This window comes from Streptomyces sp. NBC_00576 (assembly GCF_036345175.1).
Taxonomy (GTDB): Bacteria; Actinomycetota; Actinomycetes; order Streptomycetales; family Streptomycetaceae; genus Streptomyces.
This window is the reverse complement of record NZ_CP107780.1, coordinates 4,499,015-4,513,832: the sequence shown is the minus strand read 5'-3', so window position 1 is coordinate 4,513,832 and position 14,818 is coordinate 4,499,015. Positions and strand designations below refer to the sequence as shown.

The following is a 14,818-nucleotide window of genomic DNA, read 5'->3' as shown; positions in this document are numbered from 1 at the left end:
TGTCGAGCTCATCGCTGATCCATGTCGTCATGAGCGTGACTCCTTACCTGACCTGGATGAGTGTGCCGGGCTGTGCTTCAGCAGCAGGCTGGTGGCGGCGGTAGCGAGTGTCAGAAGTGCCGCGATCAGCAGGCTGGTGCGCAGACCGGGAAGGAAGGGCGCCCGGTCCGCGACCAGGGCACCGAAGACGGCCACCGCCAGGGCGCCGCCGACCTGGCGGGAAGCGTTGAACACACCGCTGGCCGTGCCGGCACGTTCGGCGGGGACGTGGTCCAGGAGCAGCGCGGTCATCGCCGGTACGGCGATCACGCCGCCGGTGCCGACCGGGATCATCAGCAGGACCAGCAACCAGCTGGGCGCCGACGCCGCAGGGAGGCAGAGCAGTGCCAGCCCCGCCGACATCATGAGCTGCCCGCCGATGATCGGCATCCGCGGGCCGAACCGCTGGGTGAGCCAGGCGGCCGCTGGGCTGAGAACGGCCGTCAGCGCGGTCATCGGCAGGAAGGCCATGCCGGTCTCCAGAGCGGACAGGTTCCGCGTCTGCTGGAGGTAGAGACTGAGCAGGAAGACCATGCCGTAGAAGCCGACGTTGACGGCGAAGCCCACTCCCACCGAAACGGCCATCGTCCGGGCACGGAGCAGTTCCAGGGGGACCATCGGGTGCTTCCCGCGTGCCTGCGACAACAGGAACACGGCAGCGGCCACGACGGCGACGGCCAGCGCGACCACTACACGCAGCTTGCCGAAGCCGTCCGCGCCGGCCTCGATCACGCCATACGTCAGACCGCCCATCGCCAGCACCACGGTGATCTGACCGATCCAGTCGAACGGCGCCGCCCGGCGGGGCGAGCGAGACGTACGGGCGAGGAGGAACAGCGCCAGCAGGCCGACCGGCAGGTTGATGAAAAAGATCATCCGCCAGCTGACCAGGCTGAGTACACCGCCCGCCACCGGTCCGGCAGCGGCACCCACCGAGCCGCCCAGGGCCCAGACCGAGATCGCCCGGGCCCGCTTGACAGGGTCGGGGAACGCTTCGCGGATCAGGGCCAGCGAGGCCGGCACGATCACCGCAGCACCTGCGCCCTGCACCAGCCGCGATCCGACGAGGACGCCCAGGTTCGGCGCCAGACCGCAGGAGACCGACGCGGCGACGAACACCGCGAGGCCCGCCCCGAACGCCCGACGCGCGCCGACGCGGTCGGTGATGGACCCGGCGGACAGCAGCAGGGCGGCGAACATCAGTGTGTAACCGTCGACCACCCACTGCAGGCCCGTCATGCCACCGCCGAAGCCACTGCCGATCGCCGGCAGCGCGACGTTCACGACGAGAGCGTCGAGCGTCATCACGAAGTAGCCGAGCAGTGCGGCTGCCAGAGCCCAACCGGCACTGGTACCGCGCTCTCCGGTACTGCTGCCAGTGCCGGCAGAGCTCTCGGAAGACGCGAAGGATGTGGACACGAGTAGGACTCCTGAGAACGGAAGCACGGAAGAGCTCTTCGACCGGCGACCAGCCCGCGGGTCGCGCGCGCCGCGCAGCAGGCAGATCTGTACGGGGAAGCACTGCTTCGGGGCCGCCCACTACCGGGTGCCGCATCCACAGGGTGCCGTAGCTCTTCCAGTCGTCGCCCGTACGTCTGTCTGCCCCATGCCCTCCGCGCACGGCGGGTCTGCGCCGGAATACGGGGGTGTCCCCCGTCCGCACGGTGGGGACGGGCGGCGCGGGCCACGAGGCCAGCCGGGTCAGCGCTCCAGGAGCCGCTTGCCCGCCTCGTTGTGGCTGTCTCCGGAGGCCGGGGTGAGGTTGTCGAGCTTGGCGATCTGCTCGGCGCTGAGTTCGATGCCGTCGGCGGCGGTGTTCTCCTCGACACGCTCGACGCGCTTGGTGCCGGGGATCGGGGCGATGTCGTCGCCCTGGGCCAGCAGCCAGGCCAGGGCCACCTGGGCCGGGGTGGCTCCGACCTCGTCGGCGACGGCCTTGACCTCGTCGGCGACGAGCAGGTTGCGCTGGAAGTTCTCGCCCATGAAACGCGGGTTGGTCTTGCGCCAGTCGTCGTCGGCGAGGTCGTCCGTCGAGCGGATCTGACCGGTGAGGAATCCGTGGCCCAGCGGGGAGTAGGGCACGAAGCCGATCCCCAGCTCGCGCAGCACCGTCAGCACCTCCGCCTCCGGGTCACGGGTCCACAGGGAGTACTCCGACTGCACGGCGGTGACCGGGTGGACGGCGTGGGCGCGGCGGATCGTCTGGGGGCCGGCCTCGGAGAGGCCGATGTGGCGGATCTTGCCCTCGGCGACCAGTTCCGCCAGCGCGCCGACGGTGTCCTCGATGGGCGTGTCCGGGTCGACCCGGTGCTGGTAGTAGAGGTCGATGTAGTCGGTGCCGAGCCGCTTCAGGGAGCCCTCGACGGCGGTGCGGATGCTCGCGGGGCTGCTGTCCAGGGAGCCGGCGGCGCGGCCCGAGTGGGAGAGGAATCCGAACTTCGTCGCCACGACGACCTCGTCACGACGGCCCTTGACGGCCTGGCCCACGAGTTCCTCGTTGGTGAACGGCCCGTAGACCTCGGCGGTGTCGATGAAGGTGACACCCAGGTCGAACGCCCGGTGGATGGTACGGATCGACTCGGCGTCGTCAGCGCTGTGTCCGGTGTAGAAGGCGCTCATGCCCATCGTGCCCAGACCGACGCGGGAAACGTCCAGGCTTCCCAGCTTGATGTGCTTCATGGCTACAGCTCCGTATGTCTCTCGGTTGCCTGTGGACGCGTCCGCACCACCCGCTGGATGCCGCTCGTACGGGGAGGCTCGTACGAGAAGAAGCAGCGGTTGTCGTGCTCCCCGAGTCGCTGCGGGCGGGACTCGGGTCCTCCTGCGGCGGTGCCGCGGTGCGTGTCGATCCTGTCTCTGAACAACATCGACCCTGCCCGCATCGGCCGCCACAAGGGAGTCCCTGTTGAGCCAGGGAGCGCGGTTCGGGGGTGTGACAGGGCCCCCCATGCGACTACCTCGCAGGTCACGGCACTGCGACACTGAAGTCATGACGAGTCAGCAGGAGCATGGCACCGAACTGGGGCGCTTCCTGCGCGCCCGCAGGGCCCAGGTGACCCCCGCCGAGGCCGGCCTGAACGCCGGCACCGGTCGGCGCCGCACGCCCGGGCTGCGCCGTGAGGAACTGGCCACCCTGGCCGGGATCAGCGTCGACTACTACGTCCGCCTGGAACGCGGCAAGGAGAACCGTCCCAGTCCCTCGGTGATCGACGCCCTGGCCCGCGCCCTCCTGCTGGAGGACGAGGAGCACGAGCACCTGCGCAGCCTGGCCGCCCTCGCCGCACGCACCGCATCGGAGCCACCGCCGACGCCCAGTCGCACTGTACGTCCCGGTGTGAAACTGCTGCTGGAGAGCCTGCGGCCCAACCCCGCTCACGTGGTCAGCCGCACTTTCGACCTGCTCGCCCACAACCCGGCCGGGCTGCGGCTCCTCCCCGGCATCGAGGACTGGCCGGCCAGGCAGCGCAACACCGCGCGCTACTCCTTCCTCCACCCCGCGGCCCGCGAGGTGTTCGACGACTGGGAGAACTCACTGCGCGGCTGCGTGGCCCGCCTGCGTGCCGTGGCCGGCACCGATCCCGATGCCCCCGACCTCGCCCAGCTCGTCGGTGAACTCCTCCTCAAGAGCCCGGAGTTCGCCCGCCTCTGGGAACGCTACGACGTCCGAGGACGCGCTTACGGCCACAAGACCTACCACCACCCGGAGGTCGGCACCCTCACCTTGGGCTACCAGTCCATGCAACTGGAGGGCACCCCCGGCCAGCGCCTGGTCACGTACTACGCCGAACCCGGCACTCCCGAACACGACGCGATCGTCCTCCTCGACATGACCGCGCACGAACAGTCCTACAACAGGACGGTGCAGACGACCACTCCCTCGGCCCACAGCCAGGGCACACGGCCGAACGGGGGCTCGCCTTTTACTTCCTGACGCGTCCACCGTGATGAAAATGCGGGAGCTTTTGGCGATCCCGCCTGCCGCCACGCGTTGATGTCCCTGGCCATCTGGGCCGCCACCAGAACCAGGCCAGCGTTGCCACGTAGTCCGACACGGAACCTCACTCCGAGGTGCGGGCAGTTCCGCGGGCTGCGCGTCCCAACGACAACCTCGTGTTCTTTGAACCCATCTGCATGCCGTGGGGGCAGGCACTCACCTGAGTCAACGTGGCCCCGACCGTCAGATCGCTGGGCAACATCCGCTTCGAAAGAGTAGCCCGGCCCCCTGTCAGGGCCGTCGGGAAGAGGCCGATCCCGGCCGAGCGGGTGACTCTCCCCAACTTGCTTGAAGGGGCTACAGGATATTCATTCGCGGGGACCCTGTCGCGGATCGAATCCCTCCCTGGTAACTGACGGCGCTGAAGTCACCTACGCCGCACCGAGCGCGTCCGGTCGCTGCGGCGACTCTCGCTCGAACGCGGCTTCAGGGCAGGCCCGTTGGCGGAGCACCAAAGCGTGAGACAAGACACAGGCGCGTGACCGCAGTTGATGAGATTTGCCTCTATCCCGTCGATCGACGTGGCGCGAATCCTTGGGCAGGCCGCCTGATCACGACAGTCGGACGGCCTGGTGGAGTACGGCGACAGAACCGCGACGGTCGCCGAACTCCCCTGACGGTCACCGTCACCCCGTGGCGGACGAACCGCCCCGAGGGAAAGGAATCGAATGCCCCCCACCACCCCCCACGTCCACCCGATGTCGGGTGGAAGACGCTTAACCCGCATAGCCGTGGCCGCCGGACTGACGGCCGTACTCACCACGACCGGGCTGATACCCCTGGCTTTCGCTGCCGAGGGCCACTCCTCTGCCGAGAGACCCAAGTCCGCGCATGACAAGCTCGGTTCGGCGGACGCCGAGCTGCTCGCCGAGGCGGAGGCCACCGGCGAGAAGAACGTCACGATGATGATCGCCACCGCTCCGGGGAAGACCGAGCAGGTTGCCGAGGAAATGGACGCGGTCAAGGGCGGCTCCGTCGGCCGCATCTACGACAAGCTCGGATACGTCCGGGCCACTGTCCCCACCGGCCGCGCGGACTCCGCCATCGCCGCCGCCGTGAAGCTCTCCTCCGTCCACGGCATCGACCTGCGCGACGAGATACGGCAGGAAGATCCGTTGCCTGCTGCCCACGGGGTAAATGGCGCTGCCGTGAAGGCGACTTCGGACACCTATTCCGGTCCCGGGAAGGACACCCCGGCCGAGAACCCGTACAACCCGTCCTTCGAGACGGGCGCCGTCGACTTCGTAAAGAAACACCCGAAGGCGGACGGCAGAGGTGTCACCATCGGTGTCCTCGACACCGGAGTGGACCTCGTGAGCCCGGCGCTGCAGAAGACCACAACCGGCGAGCGGAAGATCGTCGACTGGGTGACGGCCACCGACCCGATCGTCGACGGCGACGGCACCTGGCGCGCGATGACGACCGACGTGTCCGGGCCGGCCTTCACTTACGGCGGCCAGAGCTGGAAGGCCCCTTCGGGCTCGTACGGCGTCAACGTCTTCCGTGAGTCCGTCACCAGGGGCGGCAGGGTCGAGGACGGCCTGACCGACGGCGATGCGAACCGCGACGGTGACACCACGGACAGCTGGGGCGTGCTGTATGACGCGGCGGCCGGCGCGGTCACCGTCGACCTGAACAACAACCACGACTTCACCGACGACGAGCCGATGAAGCCGTACAAGGACGCTCATCAGATCGGCTGGTTCGGCACCGACGACCCCAAGACCGACATCGCCGAGCGGCAGCCGTTCGTCGTGGAGATCCGCAAGGACGTACCTATGGACCCGCTCGGCGGCGACTGGGTCGGCAAGAAGTCCGACTTCGTCAACATCGGCGTCGTCAGCAAATATCACGGCACCCACGTCGCCGGTATCGCCGCGGCCAACGGCCTGTTCGGCGGCAAAATGAACGGAGCCGCGCCGGGGGCGAGGATCGTGTCGTCCCGCGCCTGCATCTTCGGGGCCGGCTGCACCAACGTCGCGCTGGCCGAGGGCATGATCGACATGGTCGTCAACCGCGGCGTCGACATCGTCAACATGTCCATCGGCGGCCTGCCCGCGCTCAACGACGGCAACAACGCGCGCGCCGAGCTGTACACGCGCCTCATTGACACTTATGGCGTCCAACTCGTGATCGCCGCAGGCAACTCCGGCCCCGGCGCCAACACGATCGATGACCCGGGCCTGGCCGACAAGGTGATCTCGGTCGGCGCCGGCGTCTCCAAGGAGACCTGGGCCGCCAACTACGGTTCCGAAGTGGAGAAGAATTACGGCCTGTTCACCTTCTCCGCCCGCGGCCCCCGCGAGGACGGCGGGCTCGCACCGACCCTGGTAGCGCCCGGCTCGGCGGTCTCCTCCAGCCCGTCCTGGATGCCCGGCGCCCAGCTCTTCAAGCAGTACACGGGCTGGAACCTGCCTGCCGGCTACACCATGTACCAGGGCACGTCGATGGCGTCCCCGCAGACGGCGGGCGCGAGCGCGTTGCTACTGTCCGCTGCCAAGCAGCAGGGCGTTGACCTCACCCCCGTGAAACTGCGAACGGCGCTCACCTCGACCGCCCGCCACATCAAAGGACTTCAGGCGTACGAGGAGGGCGCGGGCCTGATCGACATCCAGGCTGCCTGGAAGGAGATCCAGGAGGGAGCGAACGCCCACGAGTACACCGTGAAGGCCCCGGTCGACACCGCGCTCGACCAGGCACTGAAGACGCCCGGCTTCGGTACCGGTATCTACGACCGCGAGGGCGGTCTCAAGGCCGGCCAGAAGAAGACGTACGACGTCACCCTGACGCGTACCTCCGGCCCCGACGGCCCGGTCCCGCACACGCTGCGGCTGAAGAACAACAAGTCCCGCACCTTCTCTCTCCTCGGCTCGCAGACGGTGGCACTGCCGCTGAACCGTCCGGTGACCGTGAAGGTCCAGGCCGCGCCGACGTCCGAGGGGATCAAGAGCGCCCGCCTGGAGATCGATGACCGAACGACAGCGGGCGTCGACAAGCAGGTCCTGACGACCGTGATGGTCTCCACGCCGGCCGAGTACACCTACTCCGCCTCGGGATCGGTACAGCGCAACAGCACGAAAACCTACTTCGTGACCGTCCCCGAAGGCGCCAACAGCCTGGAGATCAGGCTCGGCGGCCTGAAGGACGGTAGCCGGACGGTGGCGAGCGCGATCCAGCCGTACGGCCTGCCCGTCAGGGACGACGACCCCGACAGCCCCGATGTGGCCGCGTACCCGGCCCCGCAGGCCGGTGTTTGGGAGATAGCGGTCCAGTCGTCCTACGCCTCGAAGCTGCTCGACAATCCGTACAACCTGGACGTCACCGTGTACCGCACCTCCTTCGACCCGGAGCCCGCGACCGTGCCGGAGGCCAAGGCGGGCACACCGGCCGCCGTCTCCTGGACGGCCGAGAACGAGTACGCGCCGGTGAACGGCACCATCAAGGGCGGCCCGCTCGGCTCGTCGCGGACCACACGTCCCACCATCGCCACCGGCGACACACAGACCACCACGGTCGAGGTGCTTGAGGGCACCACGTCACTGGACGTCGCCATCGGCAACCCCTCGGACAAGGCCACCGACCTGGATCTGCGGGTGTACGACGCCGACGGCGACCTCGTTGGCATGGACGCGGACAGCGACGCCGAGGAGTCGGTCTCCGTGTCTCGTCCGTCCGCCGGCACCTACACGATCGAGGTGGTGGGCTTCGACATCGCCTCCGGTTCCACCGCCTACGACTACCGTGACCTGTTCTTCTCCACCGCCCTTGGCTCGCTTACTCCAGACGATGCGGGGCCGGTGCTGGTCGGCACGGGCGCCTCGGCGACCGTGTCCGCACACATCACGGCCGCGACCGCGGCACCGGAGAGCCGCGCTCTCTTCGGCGAGGTGCGCCTGCTCAACGACCGCGGGACCCTCGTGGGCAACGGCACTGTCAAGATCGGGAAGGTGACGCCGTAGACGCGGGTGACGCCACCGCCTCACGCCCGCCCGGCTGAGGCACCAGCCCACCTCCACGTCAGTGCCCGGGACGGCTCCGACCGCCCTGGGCACTGACGTCCGAGCTCGGGGACCAGGCCGCCGCCCACGGTGCCCCTGAACCGGAGTGCCACGACGATCAGTGAGCATCCGCCAACTTGAAGTCACAGGTCAAAGGGCTGGTGTGACCGGCTGTCGGGGTGCTCACGCTGGTCGTGGGCGGCAGTCTGCGGAGTAGATCGTCTGTCAGCGCGGTCGACTTAGGTCTGCTCGGTGGGGGCGTGGGTGATCAGGTCTCCCGGCTGGCACCGGAGGACCTCGCAGATCCTCGACAGGGTCGAGAAGCGGATGGCCTTGGCTCGCCCGTTCTTGAGTACGGACAGGTTGACAACGGTGATGCCCACCTGCGCGGACAGTTCGGTAAGGGTCATACCGCGCTCGACGAGGAGCCGGTCGAGGTGGATCCGGATCGCGTGGGGTTCCTCGTCGGGCATCAGATGGTCCCTTCGAGGTCCTCCCGCATGCGCACACCCTCGCGCATGATCTTCCCCATGATCACTGCGGTGAGGCCGGCGAGAACGAGCACCAGCGGCCCGGAGACCGTCGGCCCAGAACCCACGATCGGCGCCATGCTCCCGACGAGCCAGGACTGCGACCAGCCGACGACGAGGCCGGCCAGTGGCGTGCCCACGGTGACGAACCAGCCGAGAATAGAGAGCCGGTGCGCCACCGCCTCGGTGAACGGTCCTTGCCCCATAACGGCCTTGAGTAGCCGGGAGAAGAGCAGCAGCGCGAGCGCGCCGAACAGCAGCCAGGGCAGTTCGCCTCCGAGGTCGGCGGCGCGCTGCCCCACGGAGGGACTGTCCTGGCAGAGGCGCGTGGCACTGCTGGACGCCTTCACGCCCGCGCCCACCGGCAGTGAGTTCGCCAGTGAGGCGTTGCGCCAGAAGTCCGTCTGCACGCAGACGGCCCCGTCGTCGAGTATGTGCGTGACCCCCTTGCCGATGAAGGCGAGCCCGCACAGCACCGCCAGTACAGAGGTCACCGAGGCCAGAGTCCTCATGAGTCGCGTGTTCATCGCAGCCTTCCCCATCGATTTTCGATATGCCCACAGTAGAGGAGCATATCGATATTCGACAAGTCCGTGGCCGCTGGCGAGGCCTCGGCGAGCTGGAAGGTCAGCTGATCACCGTCTCTGCCCGCACTCCTGGGTGCTGGACGTCACCACCGTTTAGCCGGTTCCAGCTCGCCGTGGCCGGGCAGACTTCTACGATCCGGTGCATGGATCCCGAGCTGCTGGAGCGGATCACCGCGCGGCGCGCGGAACTGGACGAACTCGAAGAAGAGCTGGCCCAGCGGTTGGCGGAGGTGCGGGCCGAGCGGGACGAACTCGCCGTTGCCGAACGGGTCCTTGAGCGGATGAGCGAGCAGCTCACCGACGAACGTGCCTCGGCCGCGCCGGCGCCCGGGCAGGTGGGCGGACGAGCGGTGCTGCTGATCCCGCACCGCACGTCAGGCGTGGAGGAGACCACCCTTCCGCCGGACTACCAGCGCATTCTCACCGCCGTGGGGCAGGCCGCCGGACCGGTCATGGCCCGGCAGGTCGGCGACGCGCTGGGAATCGACGTCAACGTGCGGGCCAAGCTGGAACCGCTGCGCGGGAAACTTGTCAGACTGGTCGACCGCGGCTGGCTGCGCAAACTGCCCGACGGCCGCTTCACCACCCGCCTGTGATGTCCTGCCCCGCCGCCCAGAGCGGTGCGGCGCGGGCGTAACCGGGGCGCCCCCGGCGACCGTTGGAATTGTATGACGAAAACCAAAGAGCACGCCGAGGACACCTGCCCGCTTGTCTACCAGTGCCGTCTGCCGCTGTCCACGCGGACCGTCAACCACCTCGCCGAACTGCTGCGGCGGCACCTGAAGTCGATACGGTCCAGGTGGCGGATCCTGCCGCCCGGGAAGATCGCGGTGATCGTCCTGGCGGTGCTGCGCCATGACCAGCGCCTGGCCGACATGGCCGGCGGCAACAACGTCTCCGAGTCCACCGTCCGCCGCTGGCGCGACGAGCTGATCGCCCTGCTCGCCGCGCAGGCCCCGCGCCTGGACCGCGCACTGAAGAAGGTCGCCAGGCAGGGCGGGGAGAGTCCTGATCGACGGCACTCTCATCGCCACCCAGCGCCGCACCGGAAAGACCGACCGGCGCAACTACTCCGGCAAACACCATCATCACGGCCTGCACTTCCTCGCCCTAACCGACGAGCGGGGCCGACTGATCTGGATATCCGCCGCCCGGCCCGGCCGCACCCACGACAACACCGCCGCCCGCCAGGATCACGTCCTGGCCCACCTGCGCGCTGCCGGTCTCGGGGCGCTGGCGGACCTCGGCTTCCGCGGCCTGGACAACGACGTACTCGACCCCGTGATCGTCACCGGCTTCCACGCCAGCCGCACCCACAAGCTCACACCCGGCCAGAAGACCGCCAACCGCGTCCTCGCCGTCGGACGCGCACCGATCGAACACGGCTTCGCCCACCTCAAAAACTGGCGGATCCTCACCAAGCTCCGCACCGACCCCGCCCGCGCCACCCACCTCCTGCGCGCCCTGCTCGTCCTGACGAACCTTGAAGTCAACCGCTGACAGACGATCTGCTCCTCAGGCAGCCGCCCACGACCAGCGTGAGCACCCCGAGGGCCGGTCACACCAGCCCTTTGACCTGTGACTTCAAGTTGGCGGAGGCTCAGTGGAGACGGAGGGGATCCGAGCTACGGCCCCGGCCGGTACTCGCCGAGGCGTGCCCGTAGGCCCGTGGCCGAGACGACACGCCTCGCCCCGTCGGCGCAGGCGGAGGGCACCGATTCAGCAGGCGGCGCTCCGGCCGGCCGCCGATCCGCCTCGCGTCTGGATTCCGGGGGTATCGGTCGCGGATGGGGCGTCCAGGTGCCCGAGCCAGTACAGGATCGCCTCCGACAGACAGCGCGCGTTGAGCTTCACGTAGATGCGGCTCAGATAGTTCCGCACCGTCTTGTCGGTCAGGAACAGTTCCCGGGCGACGTCACTGACGCCCCGCCCGGAGACGAGCAGTTCCATGATCTGCCGTTCCCGCCGGGACAGTTGCCGCAGTCGATCGGCGGACGTCGCCGACTTCGTCCTCTCCGTCGTTCTGGTGCGCTCCTCCTCGTCGGCCCTGGCCCGGACGGCGACCCGGACCTGTTCGGCGGCGATCTCCGGGTCCAGGATGCTGGAACCGCGGGCGGCGCACCACAGCGCCTCGGCGAGCAGGTACGCGTACCGGTTCTCCAGGAGATAGCCGGCGGCTCCACTGTCCAGCGCCAGGCGCACGTCATCCCAGTCAAGCCCGTGGGCCAAGACCACGGCGGGCGGCAGCAAGCCCTCCACCTTGTCCGAGAAACACCTCAGCCGCTGTGCCATGCCGGATCCGTAAAACAGTATGACGTCGTCACTCGGGCGGAGCTCGTGCGGTTCCCGGACCAGTCGGGCGCTGACGCCGGCGAGAGATACCGGCCTGATGTCGTGACAGCTGACGAGAGCGACCGACAACGGTATCGGATAAGGAGGGTCCATTTGGAAAGCGAAGTGGTGAATCACTACAACTCCATGTGGGGGGAGTGTATCGGAGCCCTTTGTGGTTACCTACTCCGATGATATTGAAAGTTTTAGCATTTTGCTCATCTGGTGCAAAATAGCGATATGGCACACCGGAAACGGGGAAAAATTCCCAAAGAAGGCAAAGCGAGCAAGACCTCTCGCCGACCTTCAAAGCGTGGCGTCATGAGGGCTGACGGTTCGTGGGGTGGTGGAGGATGGGTGGGGTGCGGGAGTGCCGCTGTGCCCCGGTCCTCCGGGTCGGGCGCCGGGTGTGAGGCGGCCGGTGCGGATGGCGGCGACGACACCGCCGTCCACGAGCAGGTCGTTGCCGGTGATGAAGGTGGCGCCGGGGCCGAGGAGGAAGGCGGCGGCCTCGGCGATGTCGTCGGGAGTGCCCAGCCGGCCGGTTCCCGACGCGGAGATCATGGCGCGCATGATCCGGCCGTTGTCCCCGTCGGGTTCCTGCTGTCCCATGGGGGTGGCGATCACGCCGGGGCTGATGGAGTTGATCCGGGCTCCCCGCTCGCCCCAGGAGTTGGGATCAGCTGGCGAGCGTCATGAAACCCCGAGGCTGTCGAGCCAATCACCCACCCCCGCCTCTGCACTGCCCATGTCGTCTCGCGAGATCGTGAACGCATTACTGATCACGGTTGAATCAGCAAGCTTTTCGGTGACGATTTCAACAGTTCCCGACAGGCGGCTTCCACCGTGGGTGCTGAACAGGATGATGTTCTTTTTGCTGAAATCGTGCTGCTCAAGGAATGTGTACACCGGCATCGGCAGGCCGTACCACCAGATCGGATAACCGATGAACACGGTGTCATACTCTTCGAGGTTCGGGATCAGAGCCTTGAGTTTCGGCCTTTCGTTTTCTTCCTGCTGTTTGAGTGCAAGATCCGACAGCGTTTTATGATCAAGAGGCATCTCCTCTGCTGTCTCGATGCGGAACATTCCGGCACCCGTGCTCTCCCCAATGAGTTGAGCGACGTGCTGGGTGTTTCCGAGAACCTTGCCGTCAACGACGTGAGTACTGCTCTCCTCGTCCTCGGTCATGTTGGTCGGGTCATCGGTTTCCGGCATCGAAAAATAGGCGACCAGAGTACGCGATTTGTCCAGCGGAGGGGCGGTTTCCGAAGATCCGGAATCGCTGAGTGCCTCGCCTGCCCCTCCTACTATCGAGCAGCCGGCGACGCTACCTCCCGCCAATGCGACGGTGACCAGTGCAAGAAATTTCCGGCGCGTAGTGTTTGTCATCTCAGTGAACTCCGTTTCGTCGTCTATGTCGATTTCATTGGGGCGGCTTGGAAAGGTGGCCGCACCGTCTACATGGTGAGGCGTTCTTGGTGTATTCGCCGTGCAGAGACTCCGATGCGCCGCAGTAGACGCTGGTTTGCCAACACGGCGGGGTTCGGACCCACGATGAAGAACGCGCCCTTTGTAATTGCCTCCGCGGAAAGAGTGTCGGCAAGATCTTCGCGTCGAAACCGGCCAACATTGATGGTGACCTGCATCTGGCTACCGGACGCCGCCTGGTACTCCTCGAGCACGTCACGGTAATAGGCGTCTTCTGGGTTACGCACCGCCCACAGCAGGTGAATCTTTCGCGTGGTGTGGTGTGCTGCTGCCAGGCTGAGAAGGGGCGCCACGCCCGCGCCCATTCCGACGAGGACGAGCGGGGCTTCACGGTCCCGCCCTTGGATGATCGATTCGAAGCGGCCGAATGGCCCCTCCAGGCGGACGCGGGTTCCCACTTCGACATTGTCGAGGCGGCGAGTGAAGTCTCCGTGCTGCCGAATCGTGAAGCTCAGGGTCTTCTGATTGTCGTCGGTGACTGAGAAGGGGTGCCATTCTCTGCTCACGGAAGAAGACCCCTCGAAGCTGAGGAAGAAGAAGTCACCTGGCTGCAAGGTCGCCGCTTTGCTGTCGAGGCCCACCGACACCCTGCGGGTCGCCCCACCGCGCGTTTCGTTGTCTGTGACGGTCCCCATCAGGTACGTGTCGGGCGCGATCCATTTCTTCCAGACGTAGATGCCGAGTGCCATCACTGTGTACAGATCGAAAAGCACCATGAACGCAAAGTACTGGTTCACTCTCACGAGTAGGTGAGCGTGCAGCCAGATCATCGCCACGATCACCAGGTTGAGCCGATGAATCCACAGGGAAAGCCGACGACGGAAGACAGTCTCCAGAAGTCTCTTGACCGCCAGCAGCAGTCTCGACCTGTCGACGAACCACCCACTCATGAAGAACACCGAGTAGCACAGCACTGCGAGCGTCCCGTAGAACGCCCAATCCCCCAGAATTCGAGCCAGCCGGTCCGGCGAGTAGGAGTTGTCGCGGTGTATATAGGCCGCAGCGATTGCCACTACGCCGAGCGCCCCATGCAAGCCGTAGATGGACGGAAGTCCTACGAAACGGTGCAGCCAGGACGGTCTCACGCTGAGCACGATGGACAACAGCCACCATGTATATGCAATCAAGCCGAGGAAGACATAGAACTTCAGGCGTTCGGGTTCATCGGCCACGAGATCGTAGGTGAGCACCAGTGGGAGCGGAAACACCACCGCGAAGCTCCAGAACAGCAGTTTACGTAGCATCGCTAGGGCTCCACCCGGGTTATCCGGTCCGGCTCGCTCGACCGTTGTGCGGACTCAGGTGTTCTGGCATCGCTCACGAGCGAACCAGCTCGCCTGCCCGTGTCTCGCACATTTTGCAGGTTGACATAAACGAGTACTGCCACAGTCAGGGCAGCAACAGTGATCAGGACGATTGCTTTGTATTTCAGGTTCCCGCGTGGGCTCTTCTCGGTGAGGGCTTGCGTCGGTCGATTACCCAGCCAATGAGCTTTTCTGCCATCGGGTGACTTCGAGGCCTTACTCATCGAGTACCCCTCCTGTTTCCATTGCGTGGATCTCCTGTCTGTGCCCCATTGCGATGCCGATGACCGTTCTTCTGCGGAGGATTCAATTGCGGCGGAGACATGGCTCCGCACAGCCTTGGTGACAGCCCAGGCCTCGACGTTTCGTTCAGGACGGGGAGTGAGGTGCATGAGGCAGCCACACGTTGCGGGGGCGTACGTCAGGAATCCCACATGGGTTTCATCGCGCACTCGACGACGGCGCGGCTCCCTGACAGATAGTGGTCCTCGGGTTCGCCGGGGGCTGGTCTGGCGTCGGCGATATCGGCCAGTGCGGCCAGGAA

Annotated in this window: 11 protein-coding genes and 1 pseudogene; 4 read left to right on the top strand and 8 right to left on the bottom strand. The window is 66.6% G+C overall.

Annotation, left to right across the window (positions count from 1 at the left end):
- Positions 1–27: 27 nt before the first annotated feature.
- A complete protein-coding gene (locus tag OG734_RS19175) occupies positions 28–1,458 on the bottom strand; it encodes an MFS transporter (protein ID WP_330288738.1) in 1,431 nt (476 codons plus the stop codon).
- A 282-nt stretch (positions 1,459–1,740) separates the two neighbouring features.
- The gene (locus OG734_RS19170; RefSeq protein WP_330288737.1) at positions 1,741–2,718 is read right to left on the bottom strand and encodes an aldo/keto reductase; all 978 of its coding nucleotides are present in this window, start codon (positions 2,716–2,718) and stop codon (positions 1,741–1,743) included.
- Positions 2,719–3,028: 310 nt separating this feature from the next.
- On the opposite strand from OG734_RS19170, the gene OG734_RS19165 reads away from it, so the two are divergent.
- Together OG734_RS19165 and OG734_RS19160 are read left to right on the top strand one after the other, a co-directional pair.
- Entirely contained in the window at positions 3,029–3,970 is a 942-nt protein-coding gene (locus OG734_RS19165) for a helix-turn-helix transcriptional regulator (protein ID WP_330288736.1), read from the top strand.
- A gap of 731 nt (positions 3,971–4,701) precedes the next feature.
- Complete coding sequence (locus OG734_RS19160) at positions 4,702–7,992, top strand: S8 family serine peptidase (protein ID WP_330288735.1); 3,291 nt, start codon at positions 4,702–4,704, stop codon at positions 7,990–7,992.
- 278 nt (positions 7,993–8,270) lie between these two features.
- Here the strand turns inward: OG734_RS19160 and OG734_RS19155 are convergent, their stop codons facing one another.
- Complete coding sequence (locus tag OG734_RS19155) at positions 8,271–8,504, bottom strand: helix-turn-helix domain-containing protein (protein ID WP_190151577.1); 234 nt, start codon at positions 8,502–8,504, stop codon at positions 8,271–8,273.
- Positions 8,504–9,055 (bottom strand): DUF2975 domain-containing protein, encoded by a 552-nt coding sequence (locus OG734_RS19150; protein ID WP_330288734.1) that lies wholly within the window; start codon positions 9,053–9,055, stop codon positions 8,504–8,506. The genes OG734_RS19155 and OG734_RS19150 overlap by 1 nt, the downstream gene beginning before the upstream one ends.
- A gap of 236 nt (positions 9,056–9,291) precedes the next feature.
- On the opposite strand from OG734_RS19150, the gene OG734_RS19145 reads away from it, so the two are divergent.
- Complete coding sequence (locus OG734_RS19145) at positions 9,292–9,744, top strand: hypothetical protein (protein ID WP_190151575.1); 453 nt, start codon at positions 9,292–9,294, stop codon at positions 9,742–9,744.
- 412 nt (positions 9,745–10,156) lie between these two features.
- A complete protein-coding gene (locus tag OG734_RS19140; protein WP_330293709.1) occupies positions 10,157–10,648 on the top strand; it encodes a transposase family protein in 492 nt (163 codons plus the stop codon).
- 219 nt (positions 10,649–10,867) lie between these two features.
- Here the strand turns inward: OG734_RS19140 and OG734_RS19135 are convergent, their stop codons facing one another.
- The 4 genes and pseudogenes from OG734_RS19135 to OG734_RS19120 all read right to left on the bottom strand — a co-directional run bounded on the left by OG734_RS19135 (position 10,868) and on the right by OG734_RS19120 (position 14,214).
- Positions 10,868–11,440: a response regulator transcription factor gene (locus OG734_RS19135; protein WP_330288733.1), complete on the bottom strand. Its 573-nt coding sequence runs from the start codon at positions 11,438–11,440 to the stop codon at positions 10,868–10,870.
- A gap of 444 nt (positions 11,441–11,884) precedes the next feature.
- Positions 11,885–12,148 (bottom strand): annotated as a pseudogene (locus tag OG734_RS19130) (SDR family oxidoreductase); the annotation flags it as partial.
- A 24-nt stretch (positions 12,149–12,172) separates the two neighbouring features.
- Entirely contained in the window at positions 12,173–12,871 is a 699-nt protein-coding gene (locus OG734_RS19125; RefSeq protein ID WP_330288732.1) for a flavodoxin, read from the bottom strand.
- Positions 12,872–12,939: 68 nt separating this feature from the next.
- Positions 12,940–14,214: an FAD-binding oxidoreductase gene (locus OG734_RS19120; RefSeq protein ID WP_330288731.1), complete on the bottom strand. Its 1,275-nt coding sequence runs from the start codon at positions 14,212–14,214 to the stop codon at positions 12,940–12,942.
- Positions 14,215–14,818: the final 604 nt, after the last annotated feature.